Genomic DNA, 19,742 nt, shown 5'->3' on the forward strand with positions numbered 1-19,742 from the left:
TGCAAGCAAATTAAGGGCGTGCTAATTTTTTGAAATAATAAAAACTACTCAACCCGATAGTTTTTGGGATGAACCGGTAAAATTCGAAACTCAAATTTTGCAAGGCCAAGTAAGTACTCCTTTAAAAATTAATATTATTTTCAATTGAGTTGGTCATTCACCTAAAAAGTATAGCATATATGTTTATTTTTGAGATTAAATAAAATACCCAATGATTTTAGCAGCTAGTGTAGATATCCCGATTTTAAGTGACATTGTCATTATTTTAGGGCTTTCCATATTCGTAATACTACTATTCCGAAGATTGAAAGTACCTCCTATTATTGGATTTTTAATCACGGGTATCATAGCTGGGCCTTATGGTTTCCAGTTAATTGATGCGACAGAAGGCGTTAAGGTATTTGCAGAAATAGGTGTAATTCTCTTGCTTTTTATCATTGGTATCGAATTTTCAATTAAAAGTCTAATCTCCATTAAAAAAGCCGTTTTCATTGGAGGAACAATTCAAGTAGTTGGGACAATTTTGGTGGTGATGCTCATAGCATTGAATACTGGTTTTGATTTAAGTGCTGCTATATTTTTAGGCTTCCTTTTTTCTTTAAGTAGTACAGCCATCGTCTTAAAAATCATCCAAGATAAAGGCGAAACTTCTACACCACATGGTAAAACTATCTTGGCCATTCTTATTTTCCAAGATATTATTGTGGTTCCTATGATGTTGTTCACCCCATTACTGGCAGGTGAGTCCCAGAATATCTGGATGGAAATATTGATGATGTTATTGAAGGCCGCATTACTTATAGCTTTTGTTTTAGTAAGTGCTCGGTATATTGTTCCTTGGTTATTTTATCAAATTGCCAAAACAAAAAGTAAGGAATTATTTGTTTTGGTGATTGTATTGATTTGTTTTTCCATAGCTTGGCTAAGTTCTTCCCTTGGTCTGTCTTTGGCATTAGGTGCTTTTTTGGCTGGATTAATTGTATCGGAATCAGAATATAGCCATCAAGCGGCCAGTAATATCTTGCCTTTTCATGAATTATTTACCTCTTTCTTTTTTGTGTCCATAGGAATGTTATTAGATGTATTTTTCGTGGCGGATCATTTTATCATCATTTTAGCTTTAATGGTGGCTACTGTGGTGGCAAAATCCTTAATTGCTACTTTAGCTGGTGCTTTTTTGGGCTACCCAGGTAGGACTTCCTATCGTATTGGTTTGTCAATTTTTCAAGTAGGGGAATTTGCATTTATTTTATCGACAGTAGGAATAACCTATGCGGTAATTTCAGATTTAACCTATCAATATTTCTTATCCGTTTCACTTTTCACCATGGGAATTACTCCCTTTATGATGAGTAAAGCCGGTAAAATTGCCGATAAGCTTGCTACAAATAAGTTAGCTACTAAAATTGGCACAAAAACACAAAAAATGTTCTTTTCATTTCCCGATACTCCGGAAGAAATAAACGAAATTCCCGAGGAAGAACTTGATAAGCACATCGTAATCATAGGCTTTGGCCTCAATGGACAAAATGTAGCAAAAGCCGCTAAAAGCGCAGGAATTCCTTATGTGATTTGTGAAATGAATCCAGACACCATTAAAAAATATAAAGCACTAGGAGAACCCATTCATTATGGAGATGCTATTCAGCCTGAGGTATTAAAAGGACTGGGCGTTTATAAAGCAAAAGTGGTGGTAATCGCCATTTCGGATCCTTTGGCTACCAAAAGAATTGTTACGCAAATCAGATCGATCAGCAATACTATTCACATCATCGTAAGAACCAGGTTTATTACCGAAACAGAAGAAAACCTTCGTTTAGGAGCTGATGAAGTAATACCTGAAGAGTTTGAAACATCAGTTGAAATTTTCACTAGGGTTTTGAACCAGTATTTTATACCTCAGAAAAAAATAAAGGAGTTTGTGCGGAATGTAAGAGCTGATAATTATGAAATGCTTCGGGGCGTACTAAAAAGAAGTCCGATGCAAAAGCTAACAGAGGAATTCCCTAATTTGACGACCTCTTGCTATGAAATAGAGAAAGATCATGATGAAATAACGGATAAGCCGATAGCAGAAACCAATATTCGTCATAAATTTGGCGTTACGGTAATCGGTTTGAAAAGAAATGGTGAATTGACCACTCAAATTGGGCCGGAAACTACGCCAAAAAAGGGCGACACTATATTTGTATTTGGTAAACCCGAAGATTTGGAACAATTTTACGACAAAATTAGTATTCAGTAGATAATACTTTAATCAATCAATTACTTTTCAATTTATATTCAGTGGAGAATACAGTATTAACATCACTTGCCAAAAAATACGGAACCCCCTTATATGTTTATGATGCAGATAAAATCGCGTCTCAAATAAAAAGATTAAATGATGCTTTTTCAGGTATCAATTTAAAATTGAAATATGCTACGAAGGCATTGAGCAATGTATCCGTATTAAAGTGGATGAAAAAACACGGAACCGGACTAGATGTAGTTTCCATTCAAGAAGCCTACTTAGGTTTAAAGGCGGGTTTTGATCCAAAAGACATACTTTACACACCCAACTGTGTCTCTATAGATGAAATAGTGGAAGCAGTTGATCTGGGATTGATGATCAATATTGATAATATTTCAATTTTAGAGCAATTTGGTCATCGCTATCATGATACTGTTCCGGTTTGTGTAAGACTAAACCCACATATTATGGCAGGGGGAAATTCCAAAATCTCCACCGGACATATTGATTCAAAATTTGGTATCTCCATTTTGCAGATGCGTCATTTACTGCGGGTGATTGAAAATTACAATATTAATGTAATTGGACTGCATATTCATACTGGCTCTGACATTTTAGACTCAGAAGTATTTTTAAGAGGAACAGAAATCATTTTTGAGGCTGCAGAAGACTTCCCTAATATTGATTTTATTGATTTTGGAAGTGGTTTTAAAGTCGCTTATAAAGATGGAGACGTCACTACTGATATAGAAGAACTGGGAAAAGAGGTAAGTAAAAGATTCAAAGAATTCTGTAAAAAAAGAGGAAAGGATTTAGAATTATGGTTTGAGCCTGGAAAATTCTTGGTTTCGGAAGCCGGATATTTCCTTTCCAAAGTAAATGTCATCAAAACTACCCCTGCAACTGTTTTTGTTGGTCTGGATACTGGAATGAATCATTTATTGCGCCCGATGATGTATGATGCCTATCACCATATTGAAAATATTTCGAATCCATCTGATACTCAGAGAGTTTATACTGTGGTAGGTTATATTTGCGAAACGGATACATTTGGCACTGACAGAAGATTATCGGAAGTAAGACAGGGAGATATTATAGCCATTAAAAATGCCGGGGCTTATGGGTTTTCTATGGCATCTAATTATAATTCACGATATCGACCTGCTGAAGTAATGGTTCATGATGGCAAAGATCAATTGATTCGTAAAAGAGAATCATTAGATGATTTATTAAGAAACCAAGTAATTGTTGACTTTGAATAAGCTATATATTTTTGGCCTAAGCTTAATTGCTTTCATTCTTAGCTTTCCTAGTTTTGGGCAAGAACAAAAAGCCAATGATTTTAAAAATCAAACCCATTTCATAACAGGAGTTGGGGGAAGTTATGTCAATATAATTGATGAAGGCATTTCCCCCCTACTTTATAAAGGCATTGGAGGAAATGTGATTTTAGGGCATTTTCAAGAAAAAGAAAGCAGCCTTAATACCTCTTCTGCAAAGTTTGATTTCAATAATCCCTCAAGTAGTATCAGTAATGCGGAAATGTACACTTTCAGGTTAGAAGGGCATTTTCAGCGATATTGGAAACTTTTCAATCTTGAAAATAACAATCTAAAAATCAGACCAGGCTTTGACTTTTCTGCCAAATGGGCTTTAAGACAACATTTAAATTTCACTAACAACAGCCAACATATTGAAACCCGATTTTCTGTGGCCCCTGCACTTATGTTGGCAAGACCATTTGAACTTTGGAACAGGAATTTTGAAATAGGTTTATTCACTAGTATTCCCTTGCTTACTTATGCAACACGACCATTATTTGCTTCTACACGCTTCCCGGCTTCAGTTAATAAGGAGGAAGTCGAATTCTTCGATTATGTAAAAGAAGGTAAAATCATAAGTTTTGGCAGTTATTTTAAATGGTCTGCTCAATATTATTTATACTATCCCTTTAAAAATGGAAATGGCTTAAGGCTTGATTATTTGTGGAGCTATGAAAGCTATAAAGCAGAAAACCCAATTAGGACAGGGGAACATTCTATCATGATCAGTACATTCTTTAAGATATGAAACAAAATTTCTTCCTCATATTGATGACAATTATGTTGGGATTCTCCTCATGTGAAAGATTATTCATAAAGGAAGACCCTGAACCGGAAAATGCAGCCATTTTTGACCATTTATGGCAAACTGTAGATGAAAAATACTCTTTCTTTACAGATAAAAATATTGATTGGGACTCTGCCAGGGATGTATTTAGGCCAAAAGCACTCAATGCCAGGAATAGTATCGAATTATTTAATGTGTTAGCCGATATGCTATTCATTTTAGAAGATGGTCATGTCAATATTTCCGCAGGAATTGATGTTTCTCGCAATTGGGATTGGTTTTTAGAATACCCTACCAATTTTAATTTTGATGTTATTGAAAGAAATTATTTAGTGCCTAGCGAAGATTACCAAATCTCTGGTCCCATCCACAATACCATTATCGACTCGGTTGGCTATATGTATTATGAAAGCTTTTCAGATAATGTGAGTACATCTTTAATGGACTATATAGTACTTAAATTTTTAATCAATGAAAGAGAAGGTAGCTTCCAAATCAATAGTTTAGATGGCCCAGTTGCAGGATTGATCATTGATATAAGGAACAATGGTGGCGGAAGTATTAGTAATGCTTTTACAATTGCCAATCGGTTTGCAAATGACCGTATTAAAGTGGCCGAATGGTTTTATAAAAATGGGTCGGGACATGAGGACTTCACCCAAGCAGAGGAAAAATTTTTGGAATTTGATGGAGATGAGGATTACAAATTCAATAAACCCATCGTAGTTTTAATGAATAGAAGCAGTTATAGTTCAGCAAATTTTTTCGCCAGCATGATGAGCTTTTTACCCAATGTTACTTTGATGGGTGACCAAACTGGCGGAGGAGGAGGCCTTCCCATCAATAATGAACTCCCTAATGGATGGAGGTATAGATTTTCTTCCACAAGGACTATAGATGCAAACGGAAATAATATTGAGTTTGGGGTTCAACCTGACATTGCAATTTCATTGGATTCGGCTGATTTCAATAATGGGAACGATCGATTGATAGAAGAAGCTATCGAATTTATTAAAAATCAATAGATTGTACTTTTCTAATATTCTTGGATTCTAAAATAATACATAACGCTAAGTTAAGTCAAACTAAAATTTAACATCCAAGATCATCAAATTAGTTAACTTAAAGTAAACATTTAATTCATACAGTTAAAAATGAGGTAATATTAACCTAAGTACTTTTTGATAATCATGTTTTGTTTAACAATTAACGAAATTATATTAACAATTATTATTTTTCATAAACCTTACATCTTGTAGGTAAAACCATCTAATTTTTTAACAAAAATAAGATTCAAATTATCTCGTGTTTTTTTATCCACAAAATAGATGAGTTATCCACACTTATCCACACTAAAAACATAATTATCTGATAAATAGATGGTTACGATTAAAAGCCATAGATTTAAAATGTGGACAATCATCACAAAGCCAATCAGTTAGAGAAATCAAGGCATTAAACCAACTACTATAGTAATAGATGTTATATTTGTGAATAGAGATTATTCTATCTGCTGTCTAATCAACTTTTTCCTATAGGCATTAAAAATTCTGGACTTAGATACAAAACCCTCATATTTACCTTCTTCTAAAACAGGTAAATTCCAAGCACCAGTCTTTTCAAATTTCATCATAACAGAACGCATACTTTCCTTTGCAGTAACATGGGTTGGAGGGCTGTGCATAAGGGTGTTCACAATAATATTTTTTCGTGATTCCTCATCAAACATTATTTCTCGGATATCATCCAATGTCACTATTCCCATCAATTCGCGTTCTTTATTTACGACAGGAAATATATTTCTTTTAGAAAACCTTACTAAATCAACTAACTCGCCCAATGTTGCATCGGGATCAATTGTCAACAAATCCTTTTCAATCACTTTCTTTAAGTCAATTAAACTGAGTACTTGCCGATCTTTATCATGATAGATTAAGTCTCCTTTCTCAACCAATGGTTTGGTATAGATTGAATATTTTTCAAAATAGGATATTGTGCTGTAAGATATAGCAGAGACTATCATTAAAGGGACAAACAACGTATAGCCACTGGTAATCTCAGCAATTAGGAATATAGCAGTTAAAGGCGCATGTAATACCGCACTCATCACCCCGCTCATCCCTACTAAAGTAAAATTACTTAGGCTAATTGGTTCTGTTATTCCGGTTTTATTGATTAGGTATGCAAATAAAAAGCCTGTTACACCGCCCAAAAACAAAGAAGGAGCAAAAATCCCTCCGCTACCCCCAGAACCAATGGTTAAGGCCGTAGCAATAGGCTTTACTAAAATTATTCCCGCAACAAAGATTAAAATTATATAGAAAGACTCAACTTCATCAAAAAACAAACTGTTATTCAAAATTCCCTGAGCATTTCCCTCCAATAATTTCGTAATGGTATCGTAACCTTCCCCATAAAGAGGAGGAAGTAGAAAAATTAAAAAACCCAATGCCACACCACCAATTATCGCACGGTTTAAATCTCCCTTAACATTTTTTATCAAACCCTCTATCCTGCCGACCACTTTGGTGAAATATAAGCCTACTAAACCAGTGAAGATCCCTAAGAAAATGTAAAATGGGGTATCAGAAGCAATAAACTCATCAGTGAGATTAAAAGAAAACAATACATCATCACCCAACAAAGTAAGCGATACCAATGCCCCACAAACAGAAGCAATCAATAGCGGAATAAAAGAACTTATGGTCACCTCTGCCAAAATAACTTCAATGCTAAAAATCACTCCGGCTATGGGCGAATTAAAGATTGCGGAAATTGCCCCGGCCGAACCACACCCTATCAATAAAGTCCGTTGTTTATAATTGAGATGAACCAATCTTCCAATATTGGATCCAATAGCAGATCCTGTCACCACTATAGGTGCCTCTAAACCTACAGATCCCCCGAAGCCCACAGTCAAAGTACTGGTCAACATTCTGGAAAATGTCTTGGTACGCTTTACAATACTTGATTTCTTAGAGATGGAATAAAGTATATCCGTTATTCCATGCCCTAGTTTTTCCTTAAGTATATACTTGGATAATAGAAGCGTCAGTACAATTCCGATAAGCGGATAACTTAAGTAAAGATAATTCCCGAATTCCTGTTGGAAATCCCGGGTTAAGAAATTTTGAAGTATATGCACACTTTCCTTAAGTGTTACAGCGGCCAAGCCCGCTATAATTCCTATCACACCACTTGTAATGATTACAAAATTGGTAGTACTGACATGTTTCACACGCCAAATAAGAAACTTAAGCAAAAGTCCTTTAAAATTCATGCGTGCAAATGTAAATAATTATCAAGCTATACAAGATTGAAATATAGGTTATTTCCTACATTTTAGGCATACTTTAAAATATCCGTCTTAATGGATGCTTTGGTAAAATTGATTCTATTAAAATCATTAAAAATCAAGGCATCTTATTTTAATAGTTAACCTACTCATCCTAAAAATACAGCTATTGGTCGATAATTTTTTTATAAATCCCAACCTTTTGGCACACATCTTGGTCTTTAGTACATAGTTTTACAAAAACTTTTAGACATGGATAGGTATAGAATAAATTTTGTTTGCAATAAATTACCTGACCAAAAAACCGGTTTGAGAGGTTTTAAAGTGGGTGAGAATTATGAAGGAAGGGCTTATAATGGTTTATTTGAAATAAATGCCAAATGGGGCTCAGGATCAGAGAGTAAATTAATCTCTAAATCTCTTTTTGACGAATATTTTGAGTTGAAAGAAGAGAACCAATATGTGAAAAATTCAGCATGAATTAATAAATAAAGCCGGCTTAAGAACCGGTTTTTTTATGCATTCATTTTTTCAGTTTGCTAAAAATAGATTTAAAACTGCAAAAAATACTACCTGCCAAAATAGCAAAACCTTTGATATTTTATTTTTTACTGGAAGTTTAACTAATGAATAAAAACTAAAAATTAAAAAGGAAATTACTGCCCATCCTACATAATTTTGAATCGGCACTATATTATGCTCCCAATTCCAAAAATCCAATTCCATGGCTACGGGTTCAATTAAAACATCAATAAAAACCGTAATAATTGTAGCTAAGAGTATTTTAAGGAACACATTAATTTTAAGTGGGTATATTAAGGTTGCTACACAAAAAGTTATCAAAAACCAATTGATTCCAATAATTATCGGAACCCCGCCCAACTGTGGCCCCAATGTTTCCGGATAAATATATTCTCCAAATATCAATCCATAGTTCACCCCCAGATATTCTGCAGCAAATCCAATGACATAACAAAATATAAATGCCCAAATTAAAGAGACTTTATATTGATTTTGATAAATGGTTAAGATTATAAATGATAAGGATAAATTGAAGGCTGTTTTCTCAACAAACCACTCTCTGAAGCCAGAGAGGATGCCGATTATTCCAAAAAAATAGAATGCAGAAATTATAATAATCCCAATTAAGGGTTTAGATTTTAAACTATTGAATGAGGTTTCTAAAACTCCTTTTTTCATCAACTTGCAGGACTTAAATCATCAATTATCTTAGCTGAGAGCAAACATAATGGAATTCCTCCACCCGGATGTACACTTCCCCCGGAAAAATATAGACCTTTTATTTTTTGATGAAAATTAGGATGTCTTAAAAATGCCGAATAACGATTATTGGAACTACTTCCGTACAATGCCCCTTGATAAGAAGAAGTCTTACTTTCTATAGTTCTTGGCTCTAAAATACTTTCAGTTTTTATATGTTGTGCAATATCAACACCCAGTATTCTTTGCAATTTCTCTAAAACAGACCCCTTTATTTCTGGAATTAAATGATCCCAATCTTGTCCGCTATTAGATGGTACATTCACCATTACAAACCAATTCTCCATTCCTTCAGGCGCATCAGAAGGCGTATGCTTGGATGTTATGTTGACATAAATAGTTGGGTCAGGAGCTATGGTTTTGGTTTTGAAAATATGATGGAACTCCTGATGATAATCATCACTAAAGAAAATATTATGGAGTCCAAGCTCGCTAAACTCTCGATCAATCCCCCAATAAAAAATTAAGGCCGAGCTACTTCTTTCCTGATTTAAGATGTTTTCAGGTTGCTTTTGATCAGATAATAGCTTTTTATAAGTAGGATAAATATCCATATTGCTGACCACCAAATCAGAATAAATGAAATCCCCATTTACTTTTACCCCCTTAGCATCATTTCCTTCTATCATAATTTTCTCTACTCCAGCATTAAAATGGAAATTTACCCCCAAACTTTCTGCCACCTTGCAGAGAGTGTCTGTTATTTGGTACATTCCATCTTCTGGATAAAAAGTGCCCCTATTTAATTCTAAGTTAGCAATGGAAGTCAAAATACCAGGCGCTTGATAAGGATCCGAGCCATTATAAGTAGCAAATCTATTAAACAACTGAACCAATTTCGGATGTTTTAATTTAGATTCATTCACTTGGTTCATGCTCTCAAACAATCCAAATTTATAAATGCCCAATAATGCAGGTAATACTTCTTTCGAGAGAAATGTAGAACTTTTATGTAGGGATTTTTCTAAAAATAGCTTAGCCGACTTTTCATATTTGAATTCAGCATTTTTAAGGTAATCTATAATGACTTTTGCAGGAATATCTAAGACCTCTTCTACTTCCGCACCAAATTTTTTGGGGTCAGTATAAGCCGTCAATCTTTTTCCATCCTCCCAGAAGTACCTGCAAGATTCATCGAGTTTTTTATAGGGGAAATCAATTTTGTGGTCTTTATTTTGAAGCGCAACTAAATCATCCACTAATTCGGGCAATGTAAAGAGAGAAGGTCCTGCATCAAAACGAAAGCCATCCTGTTCAAATACAGAGAGCTTACCACCAGGATAACTATTTTGCTCAAAAACATCTACTTCATATCCTTTCTTTGCCAAACGAATAGAAGTGGCAATCCCTCCAATGCCTGCACCAACAATTACTGCTTTCATACTTGCTTTAATTCATTATTACAAGTAAATGTCTTTGTAGAAAAAAAGTTTTAAAACACACTTGAAATAATTAAAATCACCTTATAAATTTTCAATTTTCCCTTTCATGATTTCAGTAATTCGATCTACATCTTTTTTATAGAGTTGGGTGTAACGATGATCTTCACCCAAATACTTATTTGCTAAATTATAAGATTCCTGAAAGTACATTTGTGCCATTGTATAATTTTCTTGCGCCTCATACAACATTCCGAACTTATTATAAAGGTTAGAAGTTTTTTGATGGCTTTCATCAAACTTAGCTTCAATTATTTTTTCAGCCTTTTTGAGGAATTCATAAGCTTCACCTAGTTCATTTAATTCTCTGTAACAATTAGATATTGAAATATAATCATCTGCCACATAGGGATGTTCCGTTCCAAAATTAGCAGTATCTGCACTTAAGATGGATTTATATTCCGGTAAAGCCTTTTTAAATTCCTTCTGACTGTAATAAATATTAGCCAAACTATATCTGGTCGATATAATAAAATTATTATCAGGTTTCAATTGAGTACTAAAGATATCGATCGCTCTATTTAGAATAACGGAAGCACTATCATAATTCTTTTTTTTGTAATAGGTCCCTCCTAAATTACTTAAAGTTATGGCTATGTCTAGATTTGCCTTAGATGCTATTTGCCTTTTAAGACTTATCGAATGTTCAAAAGAAGTAATAGCTGAATCATAGAGCGACATATCTCGAAATAGATTGCCTTGATTATTGTAATAAACTGCCAAGGCTGTCTGATTTTCCGGAGTGTTATTCGCTTCTAAAATTTGAATCGCCTTTTTTTGGTAATAGAAAGCAGAGTCAAGTTTGGACAAGTCTTTATAAACAGATGCATAATGATTGAAAATATCAGCCCTATCCTTATCAAGTACATCTTTATTGATTAGACTATTAGCTTTATCTATAAAATATAAGGCTGTATCATATTCACCTTGAATTTGTTTTGATTTTCCCAGTGCCAAAATATTTTCTATCCTAAAATCCAATGGTAGGTTTTCTTTTGGATCATCAATCTTCCTCAATAATATTCGAAATACCGAATCCGCCTTTTGATACTCCGACAATTCACGATAATTTCCCGCAAGCGTACTCATGATTTTTAACTTACTTCTGTTATCTATGTCTTCATATTCACTCAACACTTTTTCAGCAAGCCTTCTGGAATCATTCCATAAATAAACATTGGTATAAATATTTGTCAATCTATCATATAATTCAAGCTTGAATTCCCTGTCCTCAAATTTTAGCTCAACACTTTTGGTACTATTATCCAAAATATCTTTAACCGTTAAACCTCCTTCTGTTTGAACTGGATCAGCATTTTTGAAAATATCCAATAGAAATTCACTTGTTTTAATCGCTTTTTGTTCGTTTTCTTTAGCTATTTTGGCTTGATAGGAAGAAAATATAACCCCAGATAATAAGGAGATCACCAATAAGGAGGAGAGAGCAATTTTAATTTTATTTCTTTCAATAAATTTCTCAGCTCGATAAGTCCACTTTTTATTGTGTACACTTACTGGAATTTTATTCATATAATTCCTAACATCCTGAACTAAGGCAGATACAGAAACATAACGATTTTCTGAAGATTCACTCAAACAAACTTTAATAATGGAGATTAATTCTTTGTTAATCGATTCCGATAGCCTGACCTCCCGATCGTAAGGATTATTTTCATTTGGTACTAATGGGTTTTCATAGCTTAAAATTATATGTAATAAAACACCTAATTGGAAAATATCAGTTGCTATGGTATTATCTCCCCTCTTTATCTGCTCAGGCGCTGCATAAAATGGAGTTGCTTTTTGTACCTGTTTTTGTAGTTTATTTCCAACCTTTTGGGCAATACCAAAATCTAATAATTTAGCTTGTCCTTCTTTATTTACTAAAATATTGGATGGTTTGATATCCAAATGTAAAATCAACCGGTTATGCGCATAATTTATGGCAGCGCATATATTAAGGAAAAGTTGGAGTTTTTCATCTGGATTTAATGCAGTTGATTTTAAGTATTCATCAATCGGCAGACCATCCACATACTCCATGATAATATAATGTATGCCCTTATCTGTAACGCCTCCATCAAGGATATGGGCTATAGTCGGATGATTAAGATTGGCCAAAAACTGTTGCTCATTACGAAAGTTCTCAAAGAAATTTTCTTTTACTTCATCAGATGAAAAGCATTTAATGGCAACCTTTTGTTCGAATTGTTGATCGTTTCTTTCCGCCAAATAGACCTGCCCCATACCACCACGGCCTAATGGCTCGATAATCTTATATTTATCAACTTCGTCTCCAGGTTGATAAATATCTTCCTTTTTTTCTTCAAGTCCATCTGCTATTCCCTCTTGAAGCTTATCAAAATACTGATCCGCATTTTCTGCATCTCTCAGCATCATGAGAACTGTCTTTTCCAAGCGTTGATTATTATTTGCTTGATTTTTTACATAAATTTCCCGCTCGGAAGCAGGCACCTTTAATGCATTTTGGAAGATTTCTTCCAAATCACTCCAAGAATATCCCATTTCATTTTAAGCCGTTTTCTTAGCTTGAATCTGACTGTAAATCCAAGCTTTAATTACTTGCCAATTTCTTTTTACTGTGGATGGTGATACATTTAGTACTGTTGCTGTTTCTTCAATAGTCATATTGGCAAAAAATCTACACTCCACTATTTTCACTTGTTTGCTGTCTTTTCTCTCAAGGTCATTTAGCACCTCATCCAATTTCAAAAGTTCTTCCGAACAATCATCCGATAAGTTAATCTTTTCTTCCCATTCCTCAAAACAGATATGCTGTGCATCCCGACCTCTTTTGATGGCATTTTTTCTTCGGGCCGCATTTAATAAAATATGACGCATCGCTTTTCCAGCAACTCCATAAAAATGAGCCCGGCTTTCCCAATTGGCTTCAGAGTTGATTATCTTAAGATAAGCTTCATGTACTATAGCGGTGGTGTTCAATGTTTCTATTCCAAAATATTGGAAGCGGATCCTATGGGCAATATGCCTGAGTTCACTATAAATAACAGGGAATATTTTATTGTAGGCATTCATATCCCCTCGGTTGACTTGAACTAGTAGCTGTGTTATTTCTCCTTGATTTATCATAATATTCGATAAATATACTCAATAAACTGTATAAATCTACTATTTTTTAAGATAAAATAAAGATTTACTAGAAAAATTTGTAGGAACTTGATAAATATACATTTTCATTCCGCAATATCAAAGGATGAAAATTAATGGGGATTATCCGAAAGAATACAAATTGAAAAAATGGGATTAAAACGAGTGATTTTTATTTTTATTTTACCCGTTCCAACCTTTTTTACATTTCTGCTGTCACTATAAAATAAATCGAAAAAAGTTTTTGTGATTTAAAATCATTTGAATACTTTCGAAGCTATAAAAGAATGTTTTACCTCTAAAATTAAACGCTATAGAATAAACTTTTACCAAACTAAACAAGGTGTTTTAAGATGAATAATCAAAAAACAATGCTGGACGACAGTCAATTGGTCGGTCAGTATATCAATGGTAATGAAGTAGCGTTTGAAGAATTAGTAAACCGCCACAAGTCAAGAATTTTCACTACTATCTACATGATCGTAAAAGATCATTATGTAGCAGAAGATTTAATGCAAGAAGTTTTCATTAAGGCTATACGAACTTTGAAATCCGGTCGTTATAACGAAGAAGGTAAATTTTTGCCCTGGATTTTAAGAATTGCTCATAATTTAGCAATTGATAAGTTCCGGAAAAATAAAAGGTACCCAACCATCGTTATGGATGATGGAAATAGTGTATTCGAAACCCTCGAGTTTGCAGAAGGCAATTTTGAGGATATTCAAATGAAGAAAGATGTGCATAAATCGCTTCGAAAATTGATAGCGGAATTACCGGAAGCACAAAAACAAGTGCTGATCATGCGCCATTATATGGACATGAGCTTTAAGGAAATTTCGGATCAAACGGGCGTGAGCATCAATACTGCATTAGGTCGAATGCGCTATGCCCTCATTAATTTGAGGAAAAAGATGCAACAATATAATATAGCCTATGACCAAAATTTTTACTCATGACGATTTAATCCGATATGTTTACGAAGAAACAGAGCCGGAGGAAAATCGGCAAATCGAACTGGCCTTAAGCGAGGACATGGAACTTTTAGAACAATACCATGAACTCCTTTGGCTGAGAAAGCAAATGGACGGGGGAATGATGGAGCCCTCAGAAAAAACCATCAATACTATTTTAGATTATTCTAAAGCTGTTAATTTGCATCCTGTAAAGGAATAGCAAATGACAAGAAAAGAACGCTACGAAGCATTTTTAGAATATTTTTCTGAAAACCAGCCACAGGCAGAAACGGAATTACATTATGAAAATCCGTACCAACTGCTTGTGGCTGTTATTTTATCCGCCCAATGCACGGATAAAAGAGTGAATATTGTTACACCAGCTCTTTTTGAAGCTTTTCCCACTCCGGAGCATCTTGCTAATTCACATTTTGATGAGGTATTGCCTTATATTAAAAGCATTTCTTTTATGAACAATAAAACCAAGCATTTGATTGGCATGGCTAAAATGTTGGTAGAAGATTTCAATTCTGTAGTGCCTGAATCTGTTGATGATTTACAAAAAATGCCGGGCGTTGGGAGAAAAACAGCTAATGTAATTGCATCCGTTATCTATAATCAGCCCACCATGGCAGTGGATACGCATGTGTTCAGAGTTTCTAAAAGATTAGGCTTGGTCAATCAAAATGCGAAAACGCCTCTGGAAGTAGAAAAAACATTGATTAAACATATCCCTTCGGAGTATGTGCATGTTGCCCATCATTGGTTGATTTTACACGGTAGATATGTTTGCGTGGCTAGAAGGCCAAAATGCGAGGAGTGCAAAATCACGAATTTTTGTAAGTATTTTGGGAAGAATTTTAAATAGAATAAAAAATGAGCACTGATCTCATCAATGCTCATTCCTTTAAATGTTATTTATCTGTTTTTAAATAAAATTCATAAAAACTAGCTCCATCGCAATTATTATCTGGTTCTACTCTATCAATGAGGTCGCCATTGAAGTATAGTTCTTTTATCGACATATTGTTCATATCAACATTCACAGTATCTTGAAATTGCTCATCCTCACCATAAATCAAGTAAAATTCACTTACCTTTTGATGAAATGCAATAGCAGGAAATGAAATAGCCCAATAATACGGCTTGCATGTATCTTCTTCTTCAAAACGACCTACTGCCTTTTGATTAGAAAAGCGTAAGGAATCCCCATCCTGATCAAAATACCATACATCTAAATCTTCTCCTGTCCAAAGTTGATTTTCATTTCCATAAAGAACTGCGATAATCCCTTCCGGTGCCGGTTCACTGGCTCCTCTTTCCCAACATGAACTCATTGTGAAAATGATCACAATCATCGATATTAAAAATAAATTTTTCATAAACTATATTGTTTTGGTTTAAAAATTAAAATTCACTCCAAAGCCCAAATTCCACCATGAATATGGAAAACGTTGATCAGTATTCGATAGCTGATACATTTTTACCGCTCCAGCTTTTAGGTTAAATTTAATATGCTCTCCGCCAAAGCGGACAAATGCCGTAGGTTCTCCCAATAACAGGCTATGATTGTAGGTTAACCCTGTTTCAGGGGTATTCGAGTAATAATTATTATCCTGCATTTCAGAAAACATGACTCCGGTTTTTAAACCAATTCCCAAATCAATTTTACCATTGGCAATATTGATTTTTCCAAAATTTAATTGTGAGAAATACTGATGTTGAAGGCCGTCCAAATCCCCTGGTTGCGCACCCGAATATGCGTAGATATTTCCATATCCTAAGCCTCCATAAAGCTCCAGAACAGCATCATTTTGAAAATGCTTATAGTATCCTCCAGCTCCTTGAATGTAATTATGCTGTGTCCCATCTATCATGGTATTCCCATGAACCTGAACAGCAATTTTATCTGAAACCCCATAGGAAAAAGTACCTCCAATATTGCCCTTCACAAGAGATAAACCTGCATCCACTCGCAAGTCGTTTTTTTCCTGTATTAAAGGAATATCGACCATTTGGGGCTGATAGGCTACACAACTGATCATTAAAAAGGAGGCTAGAATGAAAGATAAATAAGGTTGATAGTTCTTTTTCATAATTTAATAAGTGGTTCTGCTTATGTCTTGAATAAAAAAAATGTTTAATACTTAACTTCTTAGGTAAATGACACAGTCTCTATGAAAAGGGTTGGAACATAAACTTTTGTATGCATTGCTATAATTCTATCACATATCTTTTGCTATTCATATTCAATGAATAGTACATTCAGTTCAGTTTAAAAAAATATTTTTTTCCGAATGCTCTGGCTCATACTATTTTATTGAAAACTCACATAACTTGAAGGTGAAAACACCTTCAAGGGGGTGGTAGGTGGCAAGAGGGTGTAGTAAGTTAAAAGGCATAGAGGAATTAAGGCATATAATAGTAATTGGACATCTAGCACTTTATCTTTGAAAAATTTGAGCATTTCACTTTCTTAATATTGCCTTTCGGATGCGGGTAATCAAAATAATTCAGGGCAAAATCAAAAATCTAATGTAACCCCTCCGCCTAAGTTTAAAGGTGCATAAGGAATATTCCTTGACTTATCAGTTAAGTTTTTCATGAACAGACCTCCAACTTTTATATTGAATTTAAAATTTTTAAAGCCGAACTTAATAATAGCTGTTGGCTCAATCAAAAAATAATCATCTCTAAACCTTTCTCCTCTATACTGAATATAATTATCTCTGCTTACAAAATCACCAAAAAAGAAACTTGATTGCATAAACCCGCTCTTTAACCCCAGCCCACCTTCAAGATGTTCTCCTAATGCTCCAATATTAATCTGGCTAAAAACTTTTTGATAATTTCCGTTATAATGATCCTCAAATCGCAGTAAACCATTTTTGGTATATCCATGGCCATAACCAGCACCTCCATAAACCTCAAGCACCATATTATGAGGGATATTACGGTAATACCCTACAGCTAACTGCCCATAATCGTGTCTTCCAGTTGCCAAGGAGGCTACATTGCCTCCGAGCTGTACGGCCAAATGATCTGTTACTCCGTAGGCAACATTACCTCCAATGTTACCTTTCACAAAAGAAGCACTCCCATCTATTCTCAAATCATTTTTTTCATGAATTAAAGGTATATCCAATAGTTGTGGCTGGATAGTGACACAACCCAAGTTTAAAAGTGATAATAAAAATATGGTAAAATAAAATTGATAGTTTTTATTCATTTTTAATGTAGCTCTAGAAATATAATTTTAAACTTAATTTATTAAGTAATCGACACAAACTATTGAGAAAGAGTTGGAATAAAAATTTTACCAAGAACATTACGACTTGTCTGAACCTTCTAAACTTATTAAGTGCAATCAATAAACACTCATCTTTTACTTTGAAAATAATTTCTACTAACTAAAATTTTTATAATTTCAGCCCTGAACAAAAATTCATTGAAAGCAAAACTACAATATATCGCTTTGGCTTTAGGCCCGATTGTTTTTATCACTATTCAATGGGCCAATCCTCAGTTCTGGTTTCCTGAAATCGGTTGGGATGTATTTTCTATAGCACTATGGATGATTATTTGGTGGATATTTGAGGCTATACCCATTTTTGCCACGGCTTTATTGCCTATGATTTTATTTCCTATAACAGGTGTATTTAGTCTGGTAGATGCCACCTCTCCTTATGCAAGCCCCATAATTTTCCTTTTTATGGGAGGCTTTATGTTAGCTTTGGCCATGGAAAAACATCAACTTCACAGAAGAATTGCATTAAATTTAATTCGATTGACCGGCACTAATGCTAATGGAATCATTTTAGGCTTTATGTTGGCCACAGCAGTTCTCAGTATGTGGATTAGCAATACCGCTACTGCCGTCATGATGTTGCCTATTGCTTTATCCGTTGTGAAACTACTGGAGTTCTCCGAGAATCAATTTTCAGGTTTTAATCGATTTAAAACTGCTTTATTTTTAAGCATCGCCTATGCTGCTAATGTAGGTGGAATGGCCACTATTATTGGCACGCCCCCAAATGTCGTTTTAGTCGGATTAGTAAAAAGCATCTTGAATATAGAGATTGGGTTTTCCAATTGGCTCATTATAGGTATTCCTTCAACCGCTGTAATGCTTTTTTTAATTTACCAGATGTTGACCAAGATCCTATTTAAACATGGCATCAAAAAAATTGAAAAGGCGGAATTATTTATCGGTCAGGAATTAAAAAAATTAGGGAATTGGAGTAAAGAAGAAAAATGGGTAGCTGTAATTTTTAGCATTATCGCTTTTTGTTGGATAGCAAAATCACAAATCAATTCACTTCTTGGAGCAGACATTTTAAATGATACCGTAACGGCCATGTCGGGTGGAATGGCCACATTTTTAGTTCCTTTGAATAAATCAGGTAAAATGCTTATGAATTGGGAGGATATGAAAAATTTACCTTGGGGAATATTAATTCTTTTTGGAGGCGGAATGGTATTGGCCAAAGCCATGGAAGAAGCCGGATTTGTAGATATGATAGGAGAAGCAATAAGCCAGTATCAAAATATACCCGTATGGGCATTGGTATTAATATTAACCGCTCTCGCTTTATTCTTAACTGAAATCATGAGTAATGTGGCTTTAACCACCATTGCTATCCCAATGGTTTTAAGCATTGCAACTGGTTTGGATGTAGAGCCTCTTTTATTAGCAATTCCTGTAGCTATGGCCACAAGTTGTGCCTTTATGATGCCGATCAGTACTCCACCCAACGCCATTGTATTTTCAAGTGGTTATATCAACATAAAGCAAATGGTAAGAGCAGGAATCCTTTTGAATATTATAGCAGTAATTGTTCTGGTACTGGCTGGATATTTTCTCGCTCCTTTTGTTGGTGCCTAACATCAAATGGAAACACTTTGACAGCCAAAGGCTGTTTTTATTTTAACCACTAAGTTTCATCAGGGTTCTCTTGAGAAATAAAATATACCTTAAAAACAGCTTTCAAACAGATTTAGAAGGTCTTTTTTATAGAATACGATCATGTAGAAACTTTGAAATCAAGGGGTTTTTATATATTTTGAGGTTTTAGATGCTATTTAAAAAAATTCAACACCAAATTATATTTTGTAGTTTCTATTTTTTTCTTTTTGCTTGATCAAAAAGAAAGAAAAAATCAAGACAATCCGCTAACCAGCCATAGCCGTCAGTTTAGTGGTTTAAGTGATTGTTTACCAGTAATTTATAATAAGGGTGTAAATCCCCCTTGGGATCTTTCTTCCTATTGTTCATATCTGTATTTGTATTTGTTCGTTAAAAA

The 19,742-nt window shown here is 34.4% G+C and carries 17 protein-coding genes; 9 read left to right on the top strand and 8 right to left on the bottom strand.

Annotated features, from left to right (window positions below):
* Positions 1-211: 211 nt before the first annotated feature.
* The 4 genes from ACFE0M_RS12440 to ACFE0M_RS12455 are packed head-to-tail and all read left to right on the top strand — an operon-like array spanning position 212 to position 5,367.
* Positions 212-2,245 (top strand): cation:proton antiporter domain-containing protein, encoded by a 2,034-nt coding sequence (locus ACFE0M_RS12440; protein WP_434546095.1) that lies wholly within the window; start codon positions 212-214, stop codon positions 2,243-2,245.
* Between the two features lie 41 nt (positions 2,246-2,286).
* Positions 2,287-3,495: a diaminopimelate decarboxylase gene (gene lysA, locus ACFE0M_RS12445; protein WP_434546096.1), complete on the top strand. Its 1,209-nt coding sequence runs from the start codon at positions 2,287-2,289 to the stop codon at positions 3,493-3,495.
* Positions 3,488-4,303, top strand: a complete 816-nt coding sequence (locus tag ACFE0M_RS12450; protein ID WP_434546097.1) for a hypothetical protein — start codon at positions 3,488-3,490, stop codon at positions 4,301-4,303. Before lysA ends, ACFE0M_RS12450 begins: the two co-directional genes overlap by 8 nt.
* Complete coding sequence (locus tag ACFE0M_RS12455; protein WP_434546098.1) at positions 4,300-5,367, top strand: S41 family peptidase; 1,068 nt, start codon at positions 4,300-4,302, stop codon at positions 5,365-5,367. Before ACFE0M_RS12450 ends, ACFE0M_RS12455 begins: the two co-directional genes overlap by 4 nt.
* 476 nt (positions 5,368-5,843) lie before the next feature.
* Here ACFE0M_RS12455 and ACFE0M_RS12460 read toward each other — a convergent pair whose 3' ends face one another.
* Positions 5,844-7,622 carry a chloride channel protein gene (locus tag ACFE0M_RS12460; RefSeq protein ID WP_434546099.1) on the bottom strand — a complete coding sequence of 593 codons (1,779 nt, stop codon included), beginning with the start codon at positions 7,620-7,622 and terminating at the stop codon, positions 5,844-5,846.
* A 267-nt stretch (positions 7,623-7,889) separates the two neighbouring features.
* Here ACFE0M_RS12460 and ACFE0M_RS12465 point away from each other — a divergent pair, with 267 nt between their 5' ends.
* A complete protein-coding gene (locus tag ACFE0M_RS12465; RefSeq protein ID WP_434546100.1) occupies positions 7,890-8,117 on the top strand; it encodes a hypothetical protein in 228 nt (75 codons plus the stop codon).
* Positions 8,118-8,168: 51 nt separating this feature from the next.
* On the opposite strand, the gene ACFE0M_RS12470 is transcribed toward ACFE0M_RS12465, so the two are convergent.
* From ACFE0M_RS12470 to ACFE0M_RS12485, 4 genes are all read right to left on the bottom strand, one after another.
* Entirely contained in the window at positions 8,169-8,837 is a 669-nt protein-coding gene (locus ACFE0M_RS12470) for a carotenoid biosynthesis protein (protein WP_434546101.1), read from the bottom strand.
* Positions 8,837-10,300, bottom strand: coding sequence for a 1-hydroxycarotenoid 3,4-desaturase CrtD (gene crtD / locus ACFE0M_RS12475; RefSeq protein ID WP_434546102.1), 1,464 nt, complete (start codon positions 10,298-10,300; stop codon positions 8,837-8,839). The genes ACFE0M_RS12470 and crtD overlap by 1 nt, the downstream gene beginning before the upstream one ends.
* Positions 10,301-10,381: 81 nt before the next feature.
* Positions 10,382-12,883, bottom strand: a complete 2,502-nt coding sequence (locus ACFE0M_RS12480; protein WP_434546103.1) for a protein kinase domain-containing protein — start codon at positions 12,881-12,883, stop codon at positions 10,382-10,384.
* 6 nt (positions 12,884-12,889) lie between these two features.
* Entirely contained in the window at positions 12,890-13,468 is a 579-nt protein-coding gene (locus ACFE0M_RS12485) for an ECF-type sigma factor (protein WP_434546104.1), read from the bottom strand.
* A 371-nt stretch (positions 13,469-13,839) separates the two neighbouring features.
* Between ACFE0M_RS12485 and ACFE0M_RS12490 the strand changes: the two genes are divergently transcribed.
* The 3 genes from ACFE0M_RS12490 to nth are packed head-to-tail and all read left to right on the top strand — an operon-like array spanning position 13,840 to position 15,307.
* Entirely contained in the window at positions 13,840-14,442 is a 603-nt protein-coding gene (locus ACFE0M_RS12490) for an RNA polymerase sigma factor (RefSeq protein WP_434546105.1), read from the top strand.
* Positions 14,420-14,659: a hypothetical protein gene (locus ACFE0M_RS12495; protein ID WP_434546106.1), complete on the top strand. Its 240-nt coding sequence runs from the start codon at positions 14,420-14,422 to the stop codon at positions 14,657-14,659. Before ACFE0M_RS12490 ends, ACFE0M_RS12495 begins: the two co-directional genes overlap by 23 nt.
* 3 nt (positions 14,660-14,662) lie before the next feature.
* Positions 14,663-15,307 carry an endonuclease III gene (gene nth / locus ACFE0M_RS12500; RefSeq protein ID WP_434546107.1) on the top strand — a complete coding sequence of 215 codons (645 nt, stop codon included), beginning with the start codon at positions 14,663-14,665 and terminating at the stop codon, positions 15,305-15,307.
* 46 nt (positions 15,308-15,353) lie between these two features.
* On the opposite strand, the gene ACFE0M_RS12505 is transcribed toward nth, so the two are convergent.
* The 3 genes from ACFE0M_RS12505 to ACFE0M_RS12515 form a co-directional block, all read right to left on the bottom strand.
* Complete coding sequence (locus tag ACFE0M_RS12505; RefSeq protein ID WP_434546108.1) at positions 15,354-15,821, bottom strand: hypothetical protein; 468 nt, start codon at positions 15,819-15,821, stop codon at positions 15,354-15,356.
* A gap of 18 nt (positions 15,822-15,839) precedes the next feature.
* Entirely contained in the window at positions 15,840-16,535 is a 696-nt protein-coding gene (locus ACFE0M_RS12510) for a hypothetical protein (protein ID WP_434546109.1), read from the bottom strand.
* Positions 16,536-16,963: 428 nt separating this feature from the next.
* Positions 16,964-17,668: a hypothetical protein gene (locus tag ACFE0M_RS12515; RefSeq protein WP_434546110.1), complete on the bottom strand. Its 705-nt coding sequence runs from the start codon at positions 17,666-17,668 to the stop codon at positions 16,964-16,966.
* A 219-nt stretch (positions 17,669-17,887) separates the two neighbouring features.
* On the opposite strand from ACFE0M_RS12515, the gene ACFE0M_RS12520 reads away from it, so the two are divergent.
* Positions 17,888-19,324 (top strand): SLC13 family permease, encoded by a 1,437-nt coding sequence (locus ACFE0M_RS12520; RefSeq protein ID WP_434546111.1) that lies wholly within the window; start codon positions 17,888-17,890, stop codon positions 19,322-19,324.
* Positions 19,325-19,742 lie beyond the last annotated feature (418 nt).

The sequence above is a fragment of the Marivirga sp. genome (assembly GCF_051117495.1).
Lineage (GTDB): Bacteria > Bacteroidota > Bacteroidia > Cytophagales > Cyclobacteriaceae > Marivirga.